The sequence below is a fragment of the Roseomonas sp. CCTCC AB2023176 genome, from assembly GCF_042259275.1.
GTDB lineage: Bacteria > Pseudomonadota > Alphaproteobacteria > Acetobacterales > Acetobacteraceae > Roseomonas.
Genome location: NZ_CP170086.1, coordinates 3356261 through 3372055, shown reverse-complemented (window position 1 = coordinate 3372055; position 15795 = coordinate 3356261). Strand labels below are relative to the sequence as shown.

Genomic DNA, 15795 nt, shown 5'->3' with positions numbered 1-15795 from the left:
AGGTCCGGACCGAACGATCGAGCGCAAGTCCCCTGATCCGAAAAGCCTGGCCCTATTCTTCGCCCGCGGCTTCCGTCCGAAACGCGCCCGCACCAGCCGGACGCAGCGCCGCCCTGACCGTCCCCTGCTCCACCGTACCCACCCCTTTCGTCCGAACGCCGCAGCGGCTTGCGTCCCGTGCGGAACCCCTCGCCCGCCGTTCCAGGTTCTCCGCGGGAGTTCGCGGGAACACCTCCACGGCCCCTTTTGTCCGAATGTTGCGCGGGCCTGCTTCCAACCCCGCGCTTACCGCCACCGGCACCCGCGCCGCCCCACGCGGCGCCCCGCCGGCCCACCGCTGCTTCCCCCTTACGTCCCTCCCTCCCGCGACCACGGTCGCTCCGCACGGGACCGCGGCCATCCCGTTCGTCCGAAAGGCGCCGCGGCAGGCTTCCGGCCCCGTAACCCCCGCGCGGAACGCCGGAACCGTCTCGCACACCGTCCGCTGCAACACGTGCGGTCCTTTTGTCCGAACCCCGCCCACCCTCACCGAACCGCTTGCAACCTCGCCCCGACCGGTCCATGTACCGCCGGCGCCCGGCAGCCTTGCCGCGGCCACGCTCCGGCCGCGTGAGACGGCCGCCCCGCGCGATCCTGCGCGCGGCCCTGTCCGGGGCGTTCACCTGATCCTGACGAATGGGATGCGACCGGACACGCGGGGCGCTCCCCGCCTGGGCCGCACCGGACGTGCGGCCACGTGAACGGAATTCCATGACGAACTTTACCGACCTCGGCCTCTCGGCGCCGCTCCTGCGCGCGCTCGAGGAAGAAGGTTACACGACGCCCACGCCGATCCAGGCACAGGCGATCCCGGCCGCGCTCGCCGGCCGTGACGTGCTGGGCATCGCCCAGACCGGCACGGGCAAGACCGCCGCCTTCGCCTTGCCGCTGCTGCACCGCCTGGCCGCCGAGCCGCGCCGCGCGCCGCCGATGGGCTGCCGTGCGCTGATCCTCTCGCCCACGCGGGAACTGGCCTCCCAGATCCTCGAGAGCATCAAGGCCTATGGCCGCCACATCCGCCCGCGCACCGCGCTGATCTTCGGCGGCGTGCCGGAAGGCGGGCAGAAGCGGACCATGGCCCAGGGCGTCGATATCCTCGTCGCGACGCCGGGCCGGCTCCTGGACCTGATCGGGCAGCGCGCGGTGCGGCTGGACGGGATCGAGACCTTCATCCTCGACGAGGCGGACCAGATGATGGACCGGGGCTTCTGGCCCTCCATCAAGCGGATCTCGGCGATGGTGCCGAAGGTGCGCCACACGATGTTCTTCTCGGCGACGATGCCGGAGGACATCGCGGCACTTGCGAAGCAGCTGATGCCGGAGCCGGTGCGCGTGGAGGTGACGCCCGTCGCCACGACGGCGGAGCGCGTGAACCAGCGCGTGATCCACACCGACCGCGACGGCAAGCGCGAGGTCCTCGCGAGGATCCTGCGCGGTGAGGGTGTGGGCCGTGCGCTCGTCTTCTCCCGCACGAAGCACGGCGCGGACCGCATCGTGAAGCAGCTCGAGCTGGACGGCCTCGCCGCCAACGCGATCCATGGCAACAAGAGCCAGGGGCAGCGGGAGCGGGCGCTGGACGCCTTCAAGCGCGGCACGGCGCCGATCCTGGTGGCCACCGACATCGCGGCGCGCGGCATCGACGTGGACGGCGTGACCCACGTCGTCCAGTACGACCTGCCGGAGGTGCCGGAGACCTACGTCCACCGCATCGGCCGCACGGCCCGCGCCGGCGCTTCGGGTGAGGCGGTGGCGCTCGTGGCGCCGGACGAGATCATGCTCCTCCGCGCCATCGAGAAGCTGACGAGGCAGCAGGTGCCGGCCGAGGGCGAGGTCTATCGCGGCCCCGTCGTGAAGCCGGCCTACCGCCTGACGCAGGGCCGCAACGCCCAGCAGTCGCGCGGACCGCGCCCCGATGCGGGGCGACACCACGCGCGTCCGTCGGGCCCGTCCGCCGGCCGTCCGGCGCCGCAGCGGGATGATCGCCGCCGCGACGACCGGGCGCCGTCACGCGCCCCGGCCCGGAGCGAAGCGGGCCGGAGCGACGGTGCTAAGGACCGTTCCTGGCGCAACTCCGACTTCCGGGACGCCGACCGGCATTGACGCGATCGGGGGGCGCGAGGCGTCCCCCGCCTGGTTCAGGCCGCCTCGGCGGCCTGAACCTCCCCGAAGACCTCCGACCACGCGGCTATCAGGGCCGCGTCGGCTTCCTCCATCGTGGCGAGGATGCCGAGGTCGTGCAGTGACGTGACGCCCGCGTCGCTGATCCCGCATGGGACGATCCCCGCGTAATGTGACAGGTCGGGCTCCACGTTCAGCGCGACGCCGTGCCAGGACACCCAGCGGGAGAGGCGGACGCCGAGCGCCGCGATCTTCGCGTCCCCGCCTGTGCGGGGGTGCCGCACCCAGATGCCCACCCGTCCGTCACGCCGCTCGCCGCGGATGTTGAATCGGTCCAGCGCCCGGATCAGCCACTCCTCCAGGCCCGTCACGTAGGCCTTCACGTCGCGCGGGCGGACCGCGCCGTGCGTGCGGTTCAGGTCGAGCATGACGTAGGCCGTGCGCTGTCCCGGGCCGTGATAGGTCCACTGCCCCCCCCTCCCCGCCTCGTGGATGGGGAAACGGGCGTCGGTCAGGTCTTCCCGCCGGGCCGAGGTGCCGGCGGTGTAGGTCGGCGGGTGTTCCAGCATCCACACAACCTGGCCGGCGGTTCCGTCGCGGATCGCGGCGGCGCGGGCGGCCATGGCGTCCAGGGCTGCGGCATAGGGGATCAACCCTTCCGAGATCGCGAAGGGGGGCGTTGCCGGGTCGGGGATCATCGGTTATACGCCGCGCCCTCTACACGGCTTGCGGTCGTGGCGGAATGGTAGACGCGCTAGCTTGAGGTGCTAGTGGGGGAAACCCTGTGGAAGTTCGAATCTTCTCGACCGCACCAGTTTCAGTCCCGGCCTGACTCAGTTCGCTCCTGACGCGGCCTCGCGGACCAGCCCCACGTAGAGTTCCTCCATCGCCCGGCAGAGCCCAGCGGAATCGCAGGCGGGGGATCGGCGCAGGGCGTCGCGCAGGCCGGCGCGTAGCGGCGCGAGCAATGCGCCCGCCGCCGCGGCGTCGTTCGCGAGAAAGACGGCCCGCGCGACCAGCGCGCCCGCATCGGGTAGCACCCAATCCCCGAGCCCGGCCGCGCTGAGCAATGAGGCGCTGGTGCGCGCGGCCCAGCGATCGCCGTCCGTCGCCAGCACGGGCACGCCCTGCCACAGCGCCTCGGTCGTCGTGGTGCCGCCGTTGTAGGGGACGGCGTCCAGCGCGACGTCCACCTCCGCATAGTCGGACAGGAAGGCGTGGTGGTCGGCGGGGCCTTCCAGCGTGACCCGCGCCGGGTCCACGCCGAGCGCGGCCATCCGTCCCGTCAGATCGTCGCGGTTCGACACCTCGCCCAGTGCGCCGTTGCGCAGCCGCAGCCGCGCGGTCGGCGCCGCACGCAGGATCGCGGCCCAGGTCGAGAGCGTCGTGTCGGTCAGCTTGTAGAGCGAACAGAAGGACCCGAAGGTCAGGTAGCCGTGCCGCAGGACTGGCGGCGGCGCGACTGCCGGAACGGCGTATGTGACGTCGAAGGCCAGGTAGGTCCCAGGCAGGCGGTGCAGCCGCTCGCCGTAGTCACCCTCCTCGCCGTCCCGGATCACCGCGCCGTCGCCGACGAGGTGCCCGATCTCCGCCACGCCGCCGGGCGCGTAGCTGTTGAACCAGGCGACCTGCACCGGCGCGGGCCGCAGCGTGAAGAACGGGAGGCGCGCGGGCAGGCTGTAGGAGTTCAGGTCCACCAGCACGTCCAGCCCGAGACGCCGCAGGTGGCCGGCGAGGCGGTCGTTCGGGACACCCCGGACCTCGTGCACCCGGTCGTCGTCGTGGTCGCGGTAGCCACTTTCGGCCGAGGGCGGCCTGCCGTCGGAGATCATGTGGATCTCGAAGCGGGCGCGGTCATGCGCGTTGATGAGGCCCCAGACCGGCTTCATGTAGTTCGCGGAGCCGAAGAAGGCGCTGACGTAACCGACCCTGAGACGGCGGCCCTCCGGCGGGGCCGGGCGCGGAGGCGGCACGGCCGCCGCACGCAGCGCCTCGCGTTCGCCGGTGATCCAGGCCTCGCGCGCCGCGCGGACGTCCGCGGTCGTGGAGCCGGGGTGGCCGGGCAGCATCACCGCGAGCTCCTTCAGCGCGGCGCGGCGGAGCGAGGGCTCGCGCCGGGCGATGTCGAGAAGGATGGGAGTCCCCTCCTCCATCCGCCCGACCATCATGAGGGAGGTCGCGAGGTTGAACCGCGGCGCGGGCAGGTCCGGGCGGATCGCGGCGGCGCGGCGGAACGCAGGGATGGCGGCGCCGTGGGCGTTCAGCGCCAGGTGCGCGCAGCCGAGGCCCCACCACGGGCCGTACTCTCCCGGGCGGGCCTCCGTCAGCGGGCGATAGGCCGCGGCCGCCTCGGCGGCACGGCCGGCGAACATGAGGGCGTCGGCCCGCATAAGCGCCAGTTCGGGGTCGTCCGCGGCTGGATCGAAGCGTTGGATGAGCGCCAGCGCCTCCGCGCCAGCACCGGCGTCCAGGAGGGTGCGCAGCCGGTGCCGCGGCGGCGTCAGGGCGCTCTGCATGTCCGATCCCCCGGTGCGGGCGGCGCCCGCGCCGGGGATCATGGCACGCGGCGGGGCGGCCCGGCCAAGGGGTCCACCCGCCCTGACGGCCGCTCAGCGGCCGCGCTGCTCCGGACCTTCCGTCTCGGCCTGGCCCTGGGCGGGGTCGTCCGGCTCTTCCCCCTTGCCGCCGCCGAGCCGCTCCAGCTTCCGCTTCACGGCCTTGTCGTGCTCGGTCAGGGGCACCGGCTCGGCCGGGGCCACGCCGGGAGGCACGGCATCACCGGGGTCGAAGTCGCGCTTGCCCGTCATGGCCTCAGCCCCCGCCGACCCCGTGGACCACGACGCCCGTGCCGTTGCAATTCCCGCACGGCTTGCCGGAGAGCGTGCCGGTACCCTGGCATTCCGGGCAGATGTCCTCGCCGGTGCCCGGCGTTCCAGGCGGAGCGTCGTCGCCCGGGGCCATGCCGCCCTTCGTGTCCTCGGCCATCGTCGCCTCCCGCGTCGTGGTCCGGGGTGAACGCGACGGCAGGCGGGCCGGTTCCCGCCCGGCGCCTGGTCCGGCATAAACCGGGGATGGACGAGGACTTCCGGCGCGCCGCGCTCGACTACCACCGCCTGCCACGGCCGGGTAAACTGGCCATCGAGCCGACGAAGCGCATGGCGACGCAGCGCGACCTTGGTCTGGCCTACTCTCCGGGCGTCGCCGCGGCCTGCGAGGCGATCGCGGCCGACCCGAACGCCGCCTACGACTACACGGTGCGCGGCAACCTCGTCGCCGTCATCACCAACGGCACGGCGGTGCTGGGCCTCGGTGCCATCGGCGCGCTGGCCTCGAAGCCAGTGATGGAGGGCAAGGCCGTCCTCTTCAAGAAGTTCGCCGCGATCGATTCCATCGACATCGAGGTGGAGGAGCGCGACCCCGACCGCTTCGTCCAGGCCGTTGCGGCGCTCGAGCCCTCCTTCGGCGCGATCAACCTCGAGGACATCAAGGCCCCCGAGTGCTTCGAGATCGAGCGCGCGCTGCGGGAGCGCATGCGCATCCCCGTCTTCCACGACGACCAGCACGGCACGGCGATCATCGTCGCGGCCGCGGTGCGGAACGGATTGCTGCTGCAGGAGAAGCGGCTGGAGGAGGCGCGGATCGTCGTCTCCGGCGCCGGCGCGGCGGCGCTCGCCTGCCTCGACCTGCTCGTCGCCATGGGTGCGCGGCGGGACAACATCACGATCTGCGACATCGAGGGCGTGGTCTACGAAGGCCGCCCGGTCCTGATGGACCCGTACAAGTCACGTTATGCCCAGAAGACCGAGGCCCGGACGCTGGCCGACGCGCTGCCGGGGGCGGACATCTTCCTCGGCCTGTCGGCACCGCGCGTGCTGAAGTCCGAATGGCTGCCGGGCATGGCGCCGCGGCCGCTTATCCTGGCGCTCGCCAACCCCGAGCCGGAGATCCTGCCGGAGGCCGTCCGCGCCGCGCGGCCCGATGCGATCGTGGCGACGGGGCGGAGCGACTACCCGAACCAGGTCAACAACGTCCTCTGCTTCCCCTTCATCTTCCGTGGTGCGCTGGATGCGGGTGCGACCACGATCAACGAGGAGATGAAGGTCGCGGCGACCGAGGCCATCGCGCGGCTCGCACGCGCCGAGGCGAGCGAGGTGGTCGCGGCCGCCTATGGCGGCCACGCCCCGGTCTTCGGTCCCGAATACATCATCCCCAAGCCCTTCGACCCCCGCCTGATCCTGGAGATCGCGCCGGCCGTCGCGCGCGCCGCGATGGATTCCGGCGTCGCGCAGCGGCCGATCGTGGATTTCGATGCGTACCGGCGCGAACTGGAACGCTTCGTCTTCCGCTCCGGCGACCTCATGCGCCCGGTCTTCGCGGCCGCGCGCAACCACCCCCGCCGCATCGCCTATGGCGAGGGCGAGGCGGACCGGACGCTGCGCGCCGTGCAGACCGTGCTCGACGAGGGGATCGCCGAACCCGTCCTCGTCGGACGGCGCGAGGTCATTGCGCAGAAGGTCCGCGCGATGGGGCTGCGCATCAACCTGGACGAGAGCGTCACGATCGTGGACCCCTCCTCGACGGAGGAGGCGGATAGCGCGGTCTTTGCGAACCTGCTGGAACTGTACCGGGCAAAGGTCGGGCGGCGCGGCGTGCCGCCCGACGCGGCGGCGGTGAACCTGCGGACGGTGCCGACGGTCGCCGCGACGCTGCTGCTGGAATCCGGACGCGTGGACGCCGCCATCGTCGGCGGCACGGGCGAATGGATGGGCCACTGGCATCACGCCTTCGACATCGTGGGTAAGCGCAGCGACGTCAGCCGGGTCTATGCCATGACCGGCGTCATCCTCGGCACGGGCACGCTGTTCTTCGTGGACACGCACCTGCTGCTTGACCCGACGGAGGAGCAGATCGCGGAGATGACGCACCTGGCCGCGGAGCAGGTGCGGGCCTTCGGGGTTGCGCCCCGGGTCGCATTGCTGTCGCATTCCTCCTTCGGCGCGTCCGGCGCAGGCTCCGCGCGGAAGATGCGGCACGCGTTGTCGCTCATCCGCCACCGCGAGCCGGGGCTGGAGGTGGACGGGGAAATGCACGCCGATGCCGCGCTGGAACCGGCGATCCGCGACCGGGCCGTGCCGGATTCCCGCCTGACGGCGTCCGCCAACCTGCTGGTCTTCCCGAACCTCGATTCGGCGAACATTGCCTACAACCTGCTGAAGGCCGCGGCCGATGGCCTTCAGCTGGGGCCGATGTTGCTCGGCATGCGCAAGCCCGTGCACGTCATCGTGCCCAGCACGACGGCACGCGGCATCGTCAACCTCTCGGCGATCGCGGCAACGCAGACGGCTGCCTGATCCCGGGCTGCGCTGCTCGCGGCCTGCGTTCTGCCGGGGGTGCCCCCATTTCGCGGGGCTCCAGCCAGGGACATCAAACGGAACGAGGGGTCCGGGAGGTGCGTTCACTCCCGTCGATGCGCGAAGGCACGCGTTCGCGCAGGGGTCCGGGAGGCAGCACCTCCCGGACCCCTGCGCGCCACCGCCAGAACCCAGGCCCCGACCAACCCAGCCGCGGTCAGAGTGGCGCCGGCTTACCCGGGGCGACCGGCGGTGCCGGAACGGGGCGGGGGGCGGGCTGGACCGGGCGGGCGGGGGCCGGGGTGGCGCCCGCTGGCGCGGGCTTCGCGCCGGGGGCAGCCGCCGCGGGCGGGACGACGACGGCCGGCGCGGCGGCCGGGCCGGGCGTGGCGCCCGGCGGGAAAGCGCGCGCCGTCAGCCCGAGTTCCCGAACGAGGTCGCCGGATGGGTTGCCCGAAACACCCATCAGCGCACCGAAAGCGAGCGGCTGCGGCGGGCGCATCGCGATCTCGATGGTCCCGGGGTTGCGGATGAAGTTCGCCACGGCCTGCCGGATCAGGCGCGTCGCGTTGGGGTCGCGTCCCTCCGGCAACGGCGTCTGCAGGGTCATCTGCGCGTACTGGTCGCGCAGCCGCGCCTCGGGCACCCGCTGCTCCCGCGCCTGCTGCGCGAAGACGCGGGGCAGCAGCCCGGCATCGGCGTAGCGGATGGCGAAGGATGCGAGCTGCCACTCCGCCATGCGGGCGAGCGCCTGGCCGGAATCCGACATGTCGCTGCCAGCCGGGGGGTTCGACCAGTTCCGGATGTCCATCCGGAGCTCCAGGCGCCCCATGTTGTCGGCCGTGATCGCCAGCGGGTCGGCGGTGAGGGTGCGCGACGCCTCGCTGCCGGTGCTCGTCACGTCGATGCGGCCGGTGAGGGCGCGGTAGCCGAGGCCGGACAGCAAGCTGCCCCCGGCCTCGGGCGGCAGGTCCAGGGAGATGCCCTCGACCGTCATCGTCCCGGCCTGGGCGGTGGGGTCGTTCGGCATCGGGGCGGATTCCAGCCGCATGCCGCCTATCGCCACCACCTGCCGACCGCTGAAGGTGGCCGAAAGGCCCTGGGCCATGCCGCTCACGGCCCGCGTCGGTGCGGCGGAGGGCGGGGCCACGTTCCGCGCCATGGCACGCGCCGTGTTGTACATAGGGAAGCCCGAGAACTCGAGCCGGCCGGCACGCAGGTCGAAGTCGCCGACCGTGCCGTTCCCCGGCCCGGCGAAGGCGAGGCCGGCGAGGGCGGCGCGGGTCAGACGTCCCTCGCCCCAGCCCTCCACCTCCAGGCGGCCGAGGCGGAAGGTGATCCGCTCGCCCGGGAGGTCGAGCTCGGCACCCTCGATCAGCGCGGTGTCGGCCGTCAGGGTCCACGGGTCCGCGTCGGCGCCGATGCGCGGGATCGTCGCGTTGGCCAGGCGCGCGCGGCCCAGCGCCATGCGGCCCTGGCCCTTGGACGGGTCCTCGGTGAAGCGCAGGCCTTCGAGCGTCGCCTCGCCAATCCGTCCCGGCGCGTAGTTCGAGAGGGTGACGCGGCCGAGGGTGAAGGCGCCGGGGTCCGGGGCCTCGAAGGCGACGGCCTCCATGACGGCGGATTCCACGGCGGCCTCGGCCCAGTTCACTGCGGCCGGCCCGGTGCCACCGGCGCCGGGCAGGCGGAGGTTGGTGAGCGAGGTCTGGGCAATCGTCAGCGCGCCCGAGGCGGCCGCGGGGGCGGCCCCGGGTGCCGGCCCCTTGCCCCCGGTCGGCGGGGCGGCCGGCGGTACCGCCGGCGTCGCCGACCGGGCAGGGCCTGTGAGGCGCAGCCCGCGCACGGTGGCGGCGCCGACGCGGTCGTCGTCGAGGTCGCGGAGCGTCACCTCCTCCGCCACCAGCTGGCTCTCGCCGTCGCGGACAAGGACGGAGGTCAGGCGGGCGACGCCGGTCACCGGGTCCACGGTCCGGCCGCGCATCTCGAAGGTCGAGCCGGGCGGGAGGACGGCGCGGAAGCGGTCGAGGGCCGCGTCCAGCCGGCGCTCCGCCTCGGCCTGGGCGACGGCATGCGCGGCGAGGCCAAGAAGGGTCGCGAAGGCGGCGGAGGCGAGCAGGGCGCGGCGGCGGGTCATGGGAACGCTCCGGTTCTGTCGTCGGCGGCCGAAGCTAGGCCGCGGCTCCCGCCCGCGCCAAGCCGCGGGGGGTGCCCGTTTCGTCGCGCCTGTCGCACCCTATCTTCACGTCATGGCGAAGCCACCCGTTCCCGCCGGGGTCCCTGCCGGGGGCCAGGGCGCCGTCGCGGCCTTCCTGGCGCGCGCAGCCTCGGTGCCCGCGCTGCGGGCGGCCCCCTCCCCCGCCCGGCTGCTCTTCGGCGTGGACGCCACGGCGAGCCGGCAGCCGACCTGGGACCATGCGGCTTCGGTCCAGGCGGAGATGTTCGGGGCCGCCGGCGGGCGGCTTGCCGTGTCGCTCGCCTACTACCGGGGCGCGGGGGAGTTCGCGGCGACGCCCTACCTGTCGGACGCGCGGGAGCTGGCGGGGCGGATGTCCCGCGTGACCTGCGCGGCGGGGCACACGCAGATCCTGCGCCTGCTGCGCCATGCGGAGGCCGAAGCGGCGACGCGGTTGCGCGCGATGGTCTTCGTCGGCGATGCCTGCGAGGAGGAGGCACGTCCCATCCTCGACGTCGCGACCCGGCTGGGGATCCTGCGGGTGCCGGCCTTCGTCTTCCAGGAGGGCGACGACCCCGCCGCGACGCCGGTGCTGCGGGAGGTCGCGCGCCGCTCCGGCGGGGCCTGGGCGCCCTTCGACCATCGTTCCGCCGGGGCGCTCGCGGCGCTGCTGCGCGGCGCGGCCGCCTATGCGTCGGGCGGGCGGGAGGCGCTGGCGCGGCTGCCCGGCGGGGCTGCGCTGCTCGCGCGTCTGGCGGCGCCGTCGTGACGGGCCGCCATGTGCAAGACGTGGTGAGGGCGCGAGACGTCGTGAGGGGGCGGCCGTGATCGCCTTCGTCATAGGCGGGGCCGTCCTGCTGGTCGTGCTCGCCGCGCTCTACGCCTTCGCGGGGGCGAGCGTCGCCGGCGCGAAGCGGGCGCTGCTCTGGAGCGGCGGGATCCTGGCCGCGATCGGGGGCGCGGTGCTGCTGCTGTCGGGGCGGGGCGGCTGGCTGACCTGGGCGCTCGTGCTCCTCGGCCCTGCGGCCTGGCGCTGGTGGCAGGGGCGGCGGATCGCGGCGACCTTCTCCGCCGCCGCCTCGGGCGACGCGGTGGAGACGACGACGCTCTCGATGCGGCTGGACCCGGCGGACGGCGCGCTTTCCGGCGTCGTGCGGCGTGGGGAATGGGCGGGGCGGGACCTCGCGGACCTGCCCCTTCCGGCGCTGCGCGGGTTGCTGGCTGGTTGCGCGGCCGACGACCCGGAAAGCGTGCCGCTGCTCGAGGCCTGGCTCGACCGGGCGCATCCGGGCTGGCGGGACGAAGCCACCGCGTCCCCGGGTCCGATGACCCGGGCGGAGGCGCTGGCCATCCTCGGTCTCGGGGACGACGCGGCGGAGGAGGCGATCCGCGCGGCGCATGCCCGCCTGATGCGCGCGGCCCATCCGGATGCAGGCGGTTCGCACTGGCTCGCCGCGCGGCTGAACGCGGCGCGCGACGTCCTGCTCGGCTCGCGCGCATAGCCGAGAACAGGTCGCGGCGGCGCGGCCGCGGCGGGCGCCGCCCTATCGCGCGGCGACCTGAATCGGGGCGGGGGATTCCTCCGCGCGCATCTCCGCGACCTCGGTCATCGTCGCGCTGAGGGAGCGGGACAGGTCCGCGTAGACCTCTGCCAGGGTGAGGGACCGCCCGTTGCGGACGAACAGCTCGCGGTTCGCGCGCCCCGCCCTGCCGACGGTCTGCAGGGCGGACCGGCGCGGCGACCGCGAGAGGTCCGTGAGGAAGCGCTGCGCGCCGGACGCACCGAGCAGGTGGACGAGGTAGAGGTCGGTCTGCGTCGGCTCCCGGCTGAGCGCGGTGCGAAGGGCCGGGCGCCAGGCCTCGAAGCGCGCCGCCGCGATGGCGGCCGCGAGCTGCGGGTCGTGACGGAGGCGCAGCACATCGCCGCGCAGCCTCGGCGGCGGGGATTTTCCCTGCTGGTGGGCCTCCGCGAGGGCCCTGGACTGCCGTTCCAGGCCGTGCCGGGCACCGAAGTCGCGCACGGCCTCGAGCCAAGTGTCGTCGGTGAACTGCATCAGGCCGCGCGCGGAGGACCGGCGGCTGCGGGCCGTGGTGTCCAGCCGGCTCTCCCGCTGGCCTACCGCGAGGAGAAAGGTGCCGTCCACGCCCGTGGCGGCCTCCGCCCGGCGCACCGCGGAGAGGACGGCGTCGCGGGGCGCCGCGACGGGTCGCGCGGGTTCGGGTCGGGCCCGAGAGGCGGGTTGGGCGGTGGAATGGGCCGCGCGCTCACCCCTCGAGGCCCGGTCGGCCCATCCGGGCTGGGACGTGGAGAGCACCGCGACGGCAACCGCGACCCCGGCCAGGCGCAAGGCGGCGGGGCGTCGGTCCCGACGGCTGGGAAAGGTGTCGCCCGGTGGGACGGCGATCGGTTGGCTTGGCACGGGCAGGGGAGCGCGGTGGAGTCGCCCCGGTTACGCGCGGCAGCGGAAACGTGAGATCGCGCCGCCCGCCCGAGCCGGGCTTTCGCGGCCGATTTCCGCGGTGGCGCCCTATTGCACGGCAACGAGGCTGCCATGGACCCAGGCTTCCGCGGCGCCGTTGCCGACCTGGTACCAGCCGCCGGGCGCCTCGCCGAGGATCGTGAAGGTCTCGCCGGGCCGGGCGACGCGGACGACGCTGCTGCCCGCGACCGGGGAGGACCGGAGGTTCGCGTTGGAGCGCACGACGAGGGTCCCGCCCGCCCGCGCCGCCGCCTGGGCTGCGGGGACGCTTGGCGCCGGGGCGTCCGCCCTTGGGGGAGAGGCCGCCAGGGGTTCCCGGCCCGGGTTCGGATCGGGCATGCCAGTCGGGAGAGGCGGGATCGGGGGCGCGACGGCAGGGCCGCCTCCGGGCCGGGGCACCGGGCCACCGCCGTCGAAGCAGCGCGTTACCGTCTCGGCGTAGACCCGCGCGGCCTCGGTGCCGGTCCGGCCGAGATACGCGTCCACCTCCGCGCCCGGGGCGACCACCGCGACGAAGAGGGTGAAGGTCGGGCCATCCGACAGGTTGGTCTGGCCACAGACCGCGAAGGCGTCGGGGACCGCCTGGCGATAGACCTGGACGCCGCGGAAGCGCGCCCCGGCCCCGGGCCTGAGGGCCCGCAGCCTGTCCTCCGCCGCAACGCGGACACGAGCGGCGTCGTCGGCCGCGGCCGGTGCACGGCGCGCCTCCTTCTCCCAGCATCCGCCGAGGAGGGCGACGAGGGTCAGGGAGAGGAGGACGCACGCGGCGGTCGACGGCGGCACGCGGCGGGTCCGGGCCAAATGGGCCGGGTCTCGGGCCGGGTCTCGGGCCGGGTCTCGGGCCGGGTCTCGGGCCGGACCGTCGGGACCGGGCATCGGACGAGCCATTGCAGCGTGCCTCCTCGACCGGCGGTCTCACGCGTCCGCGGCGGTCGCAGCCCCGGGACGCGGCACGCGCTGCTTCGGACCCGCAGTGGCCGGAACGAGCGCGGGCCGACCGCCGTTCCGGTCCACGGGACGTCCGACCATAGCCGTCCCGAGCCGATCTGGCATGCGATGATGGGCATCCGGTGATGGGCATGCGCGGATGAGCATGCGGTGATGGGAACGCTTCCTCGCCCTGGCGGTTCCGCCGCGTCGCCCCGGCCGATCCCGCAGGGCGAGACGTGAGGCCGCGCCGTGGGACCGCGCCGGCCTGGGGCGCCGCGACCGGATCCCGCTCACGCGTGCGACGACCCGGCCGGGTGCGACCGCCTTCCCGGCGCCACGCGGCCGTGGCATCCCTCCTCCGCTTTCCGGAAGGATTCCGACCCACGTGCCCAAGCCGTTGAAGAAGGCCGTCATGCCCGTCGCGGGCCTCGGCACCCGCTTCCTCCCCGCCACGAAGGCGCTGGCGAAGGAGATGCTGCCGATCGTGGACAAGCCGCTGATCCAGTACGCGGTGGAGGAGGCGCGCGCCGCGGGCATCGAGCAGTTCTGCTTCATCACGGGCCGCGGCAAGACCGCGATCGTCGAACATTTCGACGTGGCCTTCGAGCTCGAGCGCACGCTGCAGGAGCGCGGCAAGCAGGCCGTGCTGGAGGAGCTGCGCGCTGGCGCCGTGGAGCCCGGCAGCATCAGCACGGTGCGCCAGCAGGTGCCGCTGGGCCTGGGCCACGCGATCTGGTGCGCGCGGACCTTCATCGGCGACGACCCCTTCGCGATCCTGCTGCCGGACGACCTGATGCAGTGCGAGGTATCCTGCACGAAGCAGCTGGCCGACGCCTACCTGGAGACGGGCGGCAACGTCGTCGCGATCGAGGAGGTGCCGCGCGACAAGGTGAACCGCTACGGCGTCCTCGACGTGCTGGAAGACAAGGGGCGGCTGGTTTCGGTGAAGGGACTGGTGGAGAAGCCGCCGGTGGACAAGGCGCCCTCGAACCTGACGGTCATCGGGCGCTACGTGCTGATGCCCGAGGTGATCGGGCACCTGGCGAAGATGGAGCGCGGCGCGGGAAACGAGGTGCAGCTGACCGACGGCATGGCGAAGCTCATAGGGCACCAGCCCTTCCACGGGGTGCGCTACGAGGGACGGCGCTTCGACTGCGGAGACAAGGCGGGTTTCCTGGAAGCGCAGATTGCCTTCGCGCTGGCGCGGCCCGACCTGGCCGATGCGGTGCGCGGATTCCTGCCCCGCTACGCGTGAGGGAAACGAAATCCGTTCTGGTGCGATACTGACCCGGTTCGAGCTTAAGCTGAGGGGATAACCGCGGATGCGGATCGCGATGATCGGGGCCGGCTATGTCGGCCTCGTGTCCGGCGCCTGTTTCGCCGAGTTCGGGACGGAGGTCTGCGTCGTCGATACCGACGCTGCCAAGGTGGAAGCGCTGCTGGCCGGCCGCATGCCGATCTACGAGCCTGGCCTGGACAAGCTGGTGACGGAGAACGTCGCGGACGGTCGCCTATCCTTCACGACGGATGTTGCGGAGGCCATGCGCGGCGCCGAGGCGGTGTTCCTCGCGGTCGGGACGCCGTCGCGGCGCGGCGATGGGCACGCGGACCTGACCTACGTCTTCGCGGCGGCCGAGGGCGCGGCGAAGGCGGCCGAGAAGCCCTTCGTGCTCGTCACCAAGTCCACCGTCCCGGTCGGGACGGGCAAGCGGATCAAGGAGATCGTGGCGCGCGTCCGGCCGGACCTCGAGATCGCCGTCGCCTCCAACCCGGAGTTCCTGCGCGAGGGCTCGGCCATTCCGGACTTCATGCGGCCCGACCGTGTGGTGATCGGCGCCGAGACGGACCGCGCCTTCGAGGTGCTGCGACGGCTCTACCGGCCGCTCTACCTGATCGAGACGCCGATCGTGCAGACGGGGATCGAGACGGCGGAGCTGATCAAGTACGCGGCCAACGCCTTCCTTGCCACGAAGATCACCTTCATCAACGAGATGGCCGACCTCTGCGAGGTGGTCGGCGCCGACGTGCATGACGTCGCGCGCGGGATGGGCCTGGACGGGCGGATCGGGCGGAAGTTCCTCCATGCCGGGCCGGGCTATGGCGGGTCCTGCTTCCCGAAGGACACGCTGGCGCTGGCCCGCACGGCGCAGGATGCGGGCAAGCCGGTGCGCCTGGTCGAGACGACGATCCAGGTGAACGACCAGCGGAAGGCAGCGATGGCGGACCGGATCGTGGCGGCCATGGGCGGGGACGTGAAGGGCAAGACGGTCGCGGTGCTCGGCCTGACCTTCAAGCCCGAGACGGACGACATGCGGGACAGCCCGTCGCTCGACATCATGCCGCGACTGGCGGAGGCAGGGGCGGTGCTGCGGGCCTACGATCCGCAGCCGTCGCATGCGCGGCAGATGATGCCGCCAGGCGTTCACTTCGCGGGCTCCGCGCTGGAGGCGGCCGAAGGCGCCGACGCGGTCGTGCTGCTGACGGAGTGGAACGAGTTCCGGGCGCTGTCGCCGGACCGGCTCAGGAAGACGATGCGCGGGGACGTTGCCCTGGATCTGCGCAATGCCTGGGACCCGCAGGCCTTCCGCGAGGCGGGCTTCCGCTACTCCTCCATCGGGCGGCCCTGACGTCGGACGCCCCGGGGGAAGCGGTTCCGGCGCCCCGGGTTCTGCGGTAGAGCCGGGGCAGGAACGCCAGAGACAGG

General features: G+C 73.5%; 13 protein-coding genes and 1 tRNA gene. 7 read left to right on the top strand and 7 right to left on the bottom strand.

Features of this window, described 5'->3' with window-relative positions; translation table 11 throughout:
• Positions 1-750 precede the first annotated feature (750 nt).
• Positions 751-2139, top strand: coding sequence for a DEAD/DEAH box helicase (locus ACE7GA_RS16890; RefSeq protein ID WP_376088845.1), 1389 nt, complete (start codon positions 751-753; stop codon positions 2137-2139).
• 35 nt (positions 2140-2174) lie between these two features.
• Here ACE7GA_RS16890 and lipB read toward each other — a convergent pair whose 3' ends face one another.
• Positions 2175-2855 carry a lipoyl(octanoyl) transferase LipB gene (gene lipB / locus ACE7GA_RS16885; RefSeq protein ID WP_376088842.1) on the bottom strand — a complete coding sequence of 227 codons (681 nt, stop codon included), beginning with the start codon at positions 2853-2855 and terminating at the stop codon, positions 2175-2177.
• Between the two features lie 30 nt (positions 2856-2885).
• Between lipB and ACE7GA_RS16880 the strand changes: the two genes are divergently transcribed.
• Positions 2886-2971: transfer RNA gene (locus ACE7GA_RS16880), tRNA-Leu, on the top strand.
• A gap of 19 nt (positions 2972-2990) precedes the next feature.
• Here ACE7GA_RS16880 and ACE7GA_RS16875 read toward each other — a convergent pair.
• The 3 genes from ACE7GA_RS16875 to ACE7GA_RS16865 form a co-directional block, all read right to left on the bottom strand.
• Positions 2991-4673, bottom strand: a complete 1683-nt coding sequence (locus tag ACE7GA_RS16875; RefSeq protein ID WP_376088839.1) for a hypothetical protein — start codon at positions 4671-4673, stop codon at positions 2991-2993.
• Between the two features lie 93 nt (positions 4674-4766).
• Complete coding sequence (locus tag ACE7GA_RS16870; protein WP_376088836.1) at positions 4767-4964, bottom strand: hypothetical protein; 198 nt, start codon at positions 4962-4964, stop codon at positions 4767-4769.
• Positions 4965-4968: 4 nt separating this feature from the next.
• Positions 4969-5142, bottom strand: coding sequence for a hypothetical protein (locus ACE7GA_RS16865; protein WP_376088833.1), 174 nt, complete (start codon positions 5140-5142; stop codon positions 4969-4971).
• A gap of 86 nt (positions 5143-5228) precedes the next feature.
• On the opposite strand from ACE7GA_RS16865, the gene ACE7GA_RS16860 reads away from it, so the two are divergent.
• Positions 5229-7508: an NADP-dependent malic enzyme gene (locus ACE7GA_RS16860; RefSeq protein ID WP_376088830.1), complete on the top strand. Its 2280-nt coding sequence runs from the start codon at positions 5229-5231 to the stop codon at positions 7506-7508.
• A gap of 217 nt (positions 7509-7725) precedes the next feature.
• On the opposite strand, the gene ACE7GA_RS16855 is transcribed toward ACE7GA_RS16860, so the two are convergent.
• The gene (locus tag ACE7GA_RS16855) at positions 7726-9642 is read right to left on the bottom strand and encodes a hypothetical protein (protein ID WP_376088827.1); all 1917 of its coding nucleotides are present in this window, start codon (positions 9640-9642) and stop codon (positions 7726-7728) included.
• A 112-nt stretch (positions 9643-9754) separates the two neighbouring features.
• Between ACE7GA_RS16855 and ACE7GA_RS16850 the strand changes: the two genes are divergently transcribed.
• Together ACE7GA_RS16850 and ACE7GA_RS16845 are read left to right on the top strand one after the other, a co-directional pair.
• Positions 9755-10450 (top strand): VWA domain-containing protein, encoded by a 696-nt coding sequence (locus ACE7GA_RS16850; RefSeq protein ID WP_376088824.1) that lies wholly within the window; start codon positions 9755-9757, stop codon positions 10448-10450.
• A gap of 55 nt (positions 10451-10505) precedes the next feature.
• Positions 10506-11183 carry a hypothetical protein gene (locus tag ACE7GA_RS16845; protein WP_376088821.1) on the top strand — a complete coding sequence of 226 codons (678 nt, stop codon included), beginning with the start codon at positions 10506-10508 and terminating at the stop codon, positions 11181-11183.
• Between the two features lie 42 nt (positions 11184-11225).
• Here the strand turns inward: ACE7GA_RS16845 and ACE7GA_RS16840 are convergent, their stop codons facing one another.
• Entirely contained in the window at positions 11226-12029 is an 804-nt protein-coding gene (locus tag ACE7GA_RS16840; RefSeq protein WP_376088818.1) for a transglycosylase SLT domain-containing protein, read from the bottom strand.
• A 180-nt stretch (positions 12030-12209) separates the two neighbouring features.
• Positions 12210-12944, bottom strand: a complete 735-nt coding sequence (locus ACE7GA_RS16835; RefSeq protein WP_376088815.1) for an SH3 domain-containing protein — start codon at positions 12942-12944, stop codon at positions 12210-12212.
• 532 nt (positions 12945-13476) lie between these two features.
• Here ACE7GA_RS16835 and galU point away from each other — a divergent pair.
• Positions 13477-14346 (top strand): UTP--glucose-1-phosphate uridylyltransferase GalU, encoded by an 870-nt coding sequence (gene galU, locus ACE7GA_RS16830; RefSeq protein WP_376088812.1) that lies wholly within the window; start codon positions 13477-13479, stop codon positions 14344-14346.
• A gap of 67 nt (positions 14347-14413) precedes the next feature.
• The gene (locus ACE7GA_RS16825) at positions 14414-15718 is read left to right on the top strand and encodes a UDP-glucose dehydrogenase family protein (RefSeq protein WP_376088809.1); all 1305 of its coding nucleotides are present in this window, start codon (positions 14414-14416) and stop codon (positions 15716-15718) included.
• Positions 15719-15795: the final 77 nt, after the last annotated feature.

Excerpts from the sequence above, each read along its gene's own strand:
- ACE7GA_RS16890 (WP_376088845.1), top strand. The coding sequence starts at position 751 with ATGACGAACTTTACCGACCTCGGCCTCTCGGCGCCGCTCCTGCGCGCG.
- lipB (WP_376088842.1), bottom strand. The coding sequence starts at position 2,855 with ATGATCCCCGACCCGGCAACGCCCCCCTTCGCGATCTCGGAAGGGTTG.
- ACE7GA_RS16875 (WP_376088839.1), bottom strand. The coding sequence starts at position 4,673 with ATGCAGAGCGCCCTGACGCCGCCGCGGCACCGGCTGCGCACCCTCCTG.
- ACE7GA_RS16870 (WP_376088836.1), bottom strand. The coding sequence starts at position 4,964 with ATGACGGGCAAGCGCGACTTCGACCCCGGTGATGCCGTGCCTCCCGGC.
- ACE7GA_RS16865 (WP_376088833.1), bottom strand. The coding sequence starts at position 5,142 with ATGGCCGAGGACACGAAGGGCGGCATGGCCCCGGGCGACGACGCTCCG.
- ACE7GA_RS16860 (WP_376088830.1), top strand. The coding sequence starts at position 5,229 with ATGGACGAGGACTTCCGGCGCGCCGCGCTCGACTACCACCGCCTGCCA.
- ACE7GA_RS16855 (WP_376088827.1), bottom strand. The coding sequence starts at position 9,642 with ATGACCCGCCGCCGCGCCCTGCTCGCCTCCGCCGCCTTCGCGACCCTT.
- ACE7GA_RS16850 (WP_376088824.1), top strand. The coding sequence starts at position 9,755 with ATGGCGAAGCCACCCGTTCCCGCCGGGGTCCCTGCCGGGGGCCAGGGC.
- ACE7GA_RS16825 (WP_376088809.1), top strand. The coding sequence starts at position 14,414 with ATGCGGATCGCGATGATCGGGGCCGGCTATGTCGGCCTCGTGTCCGGC.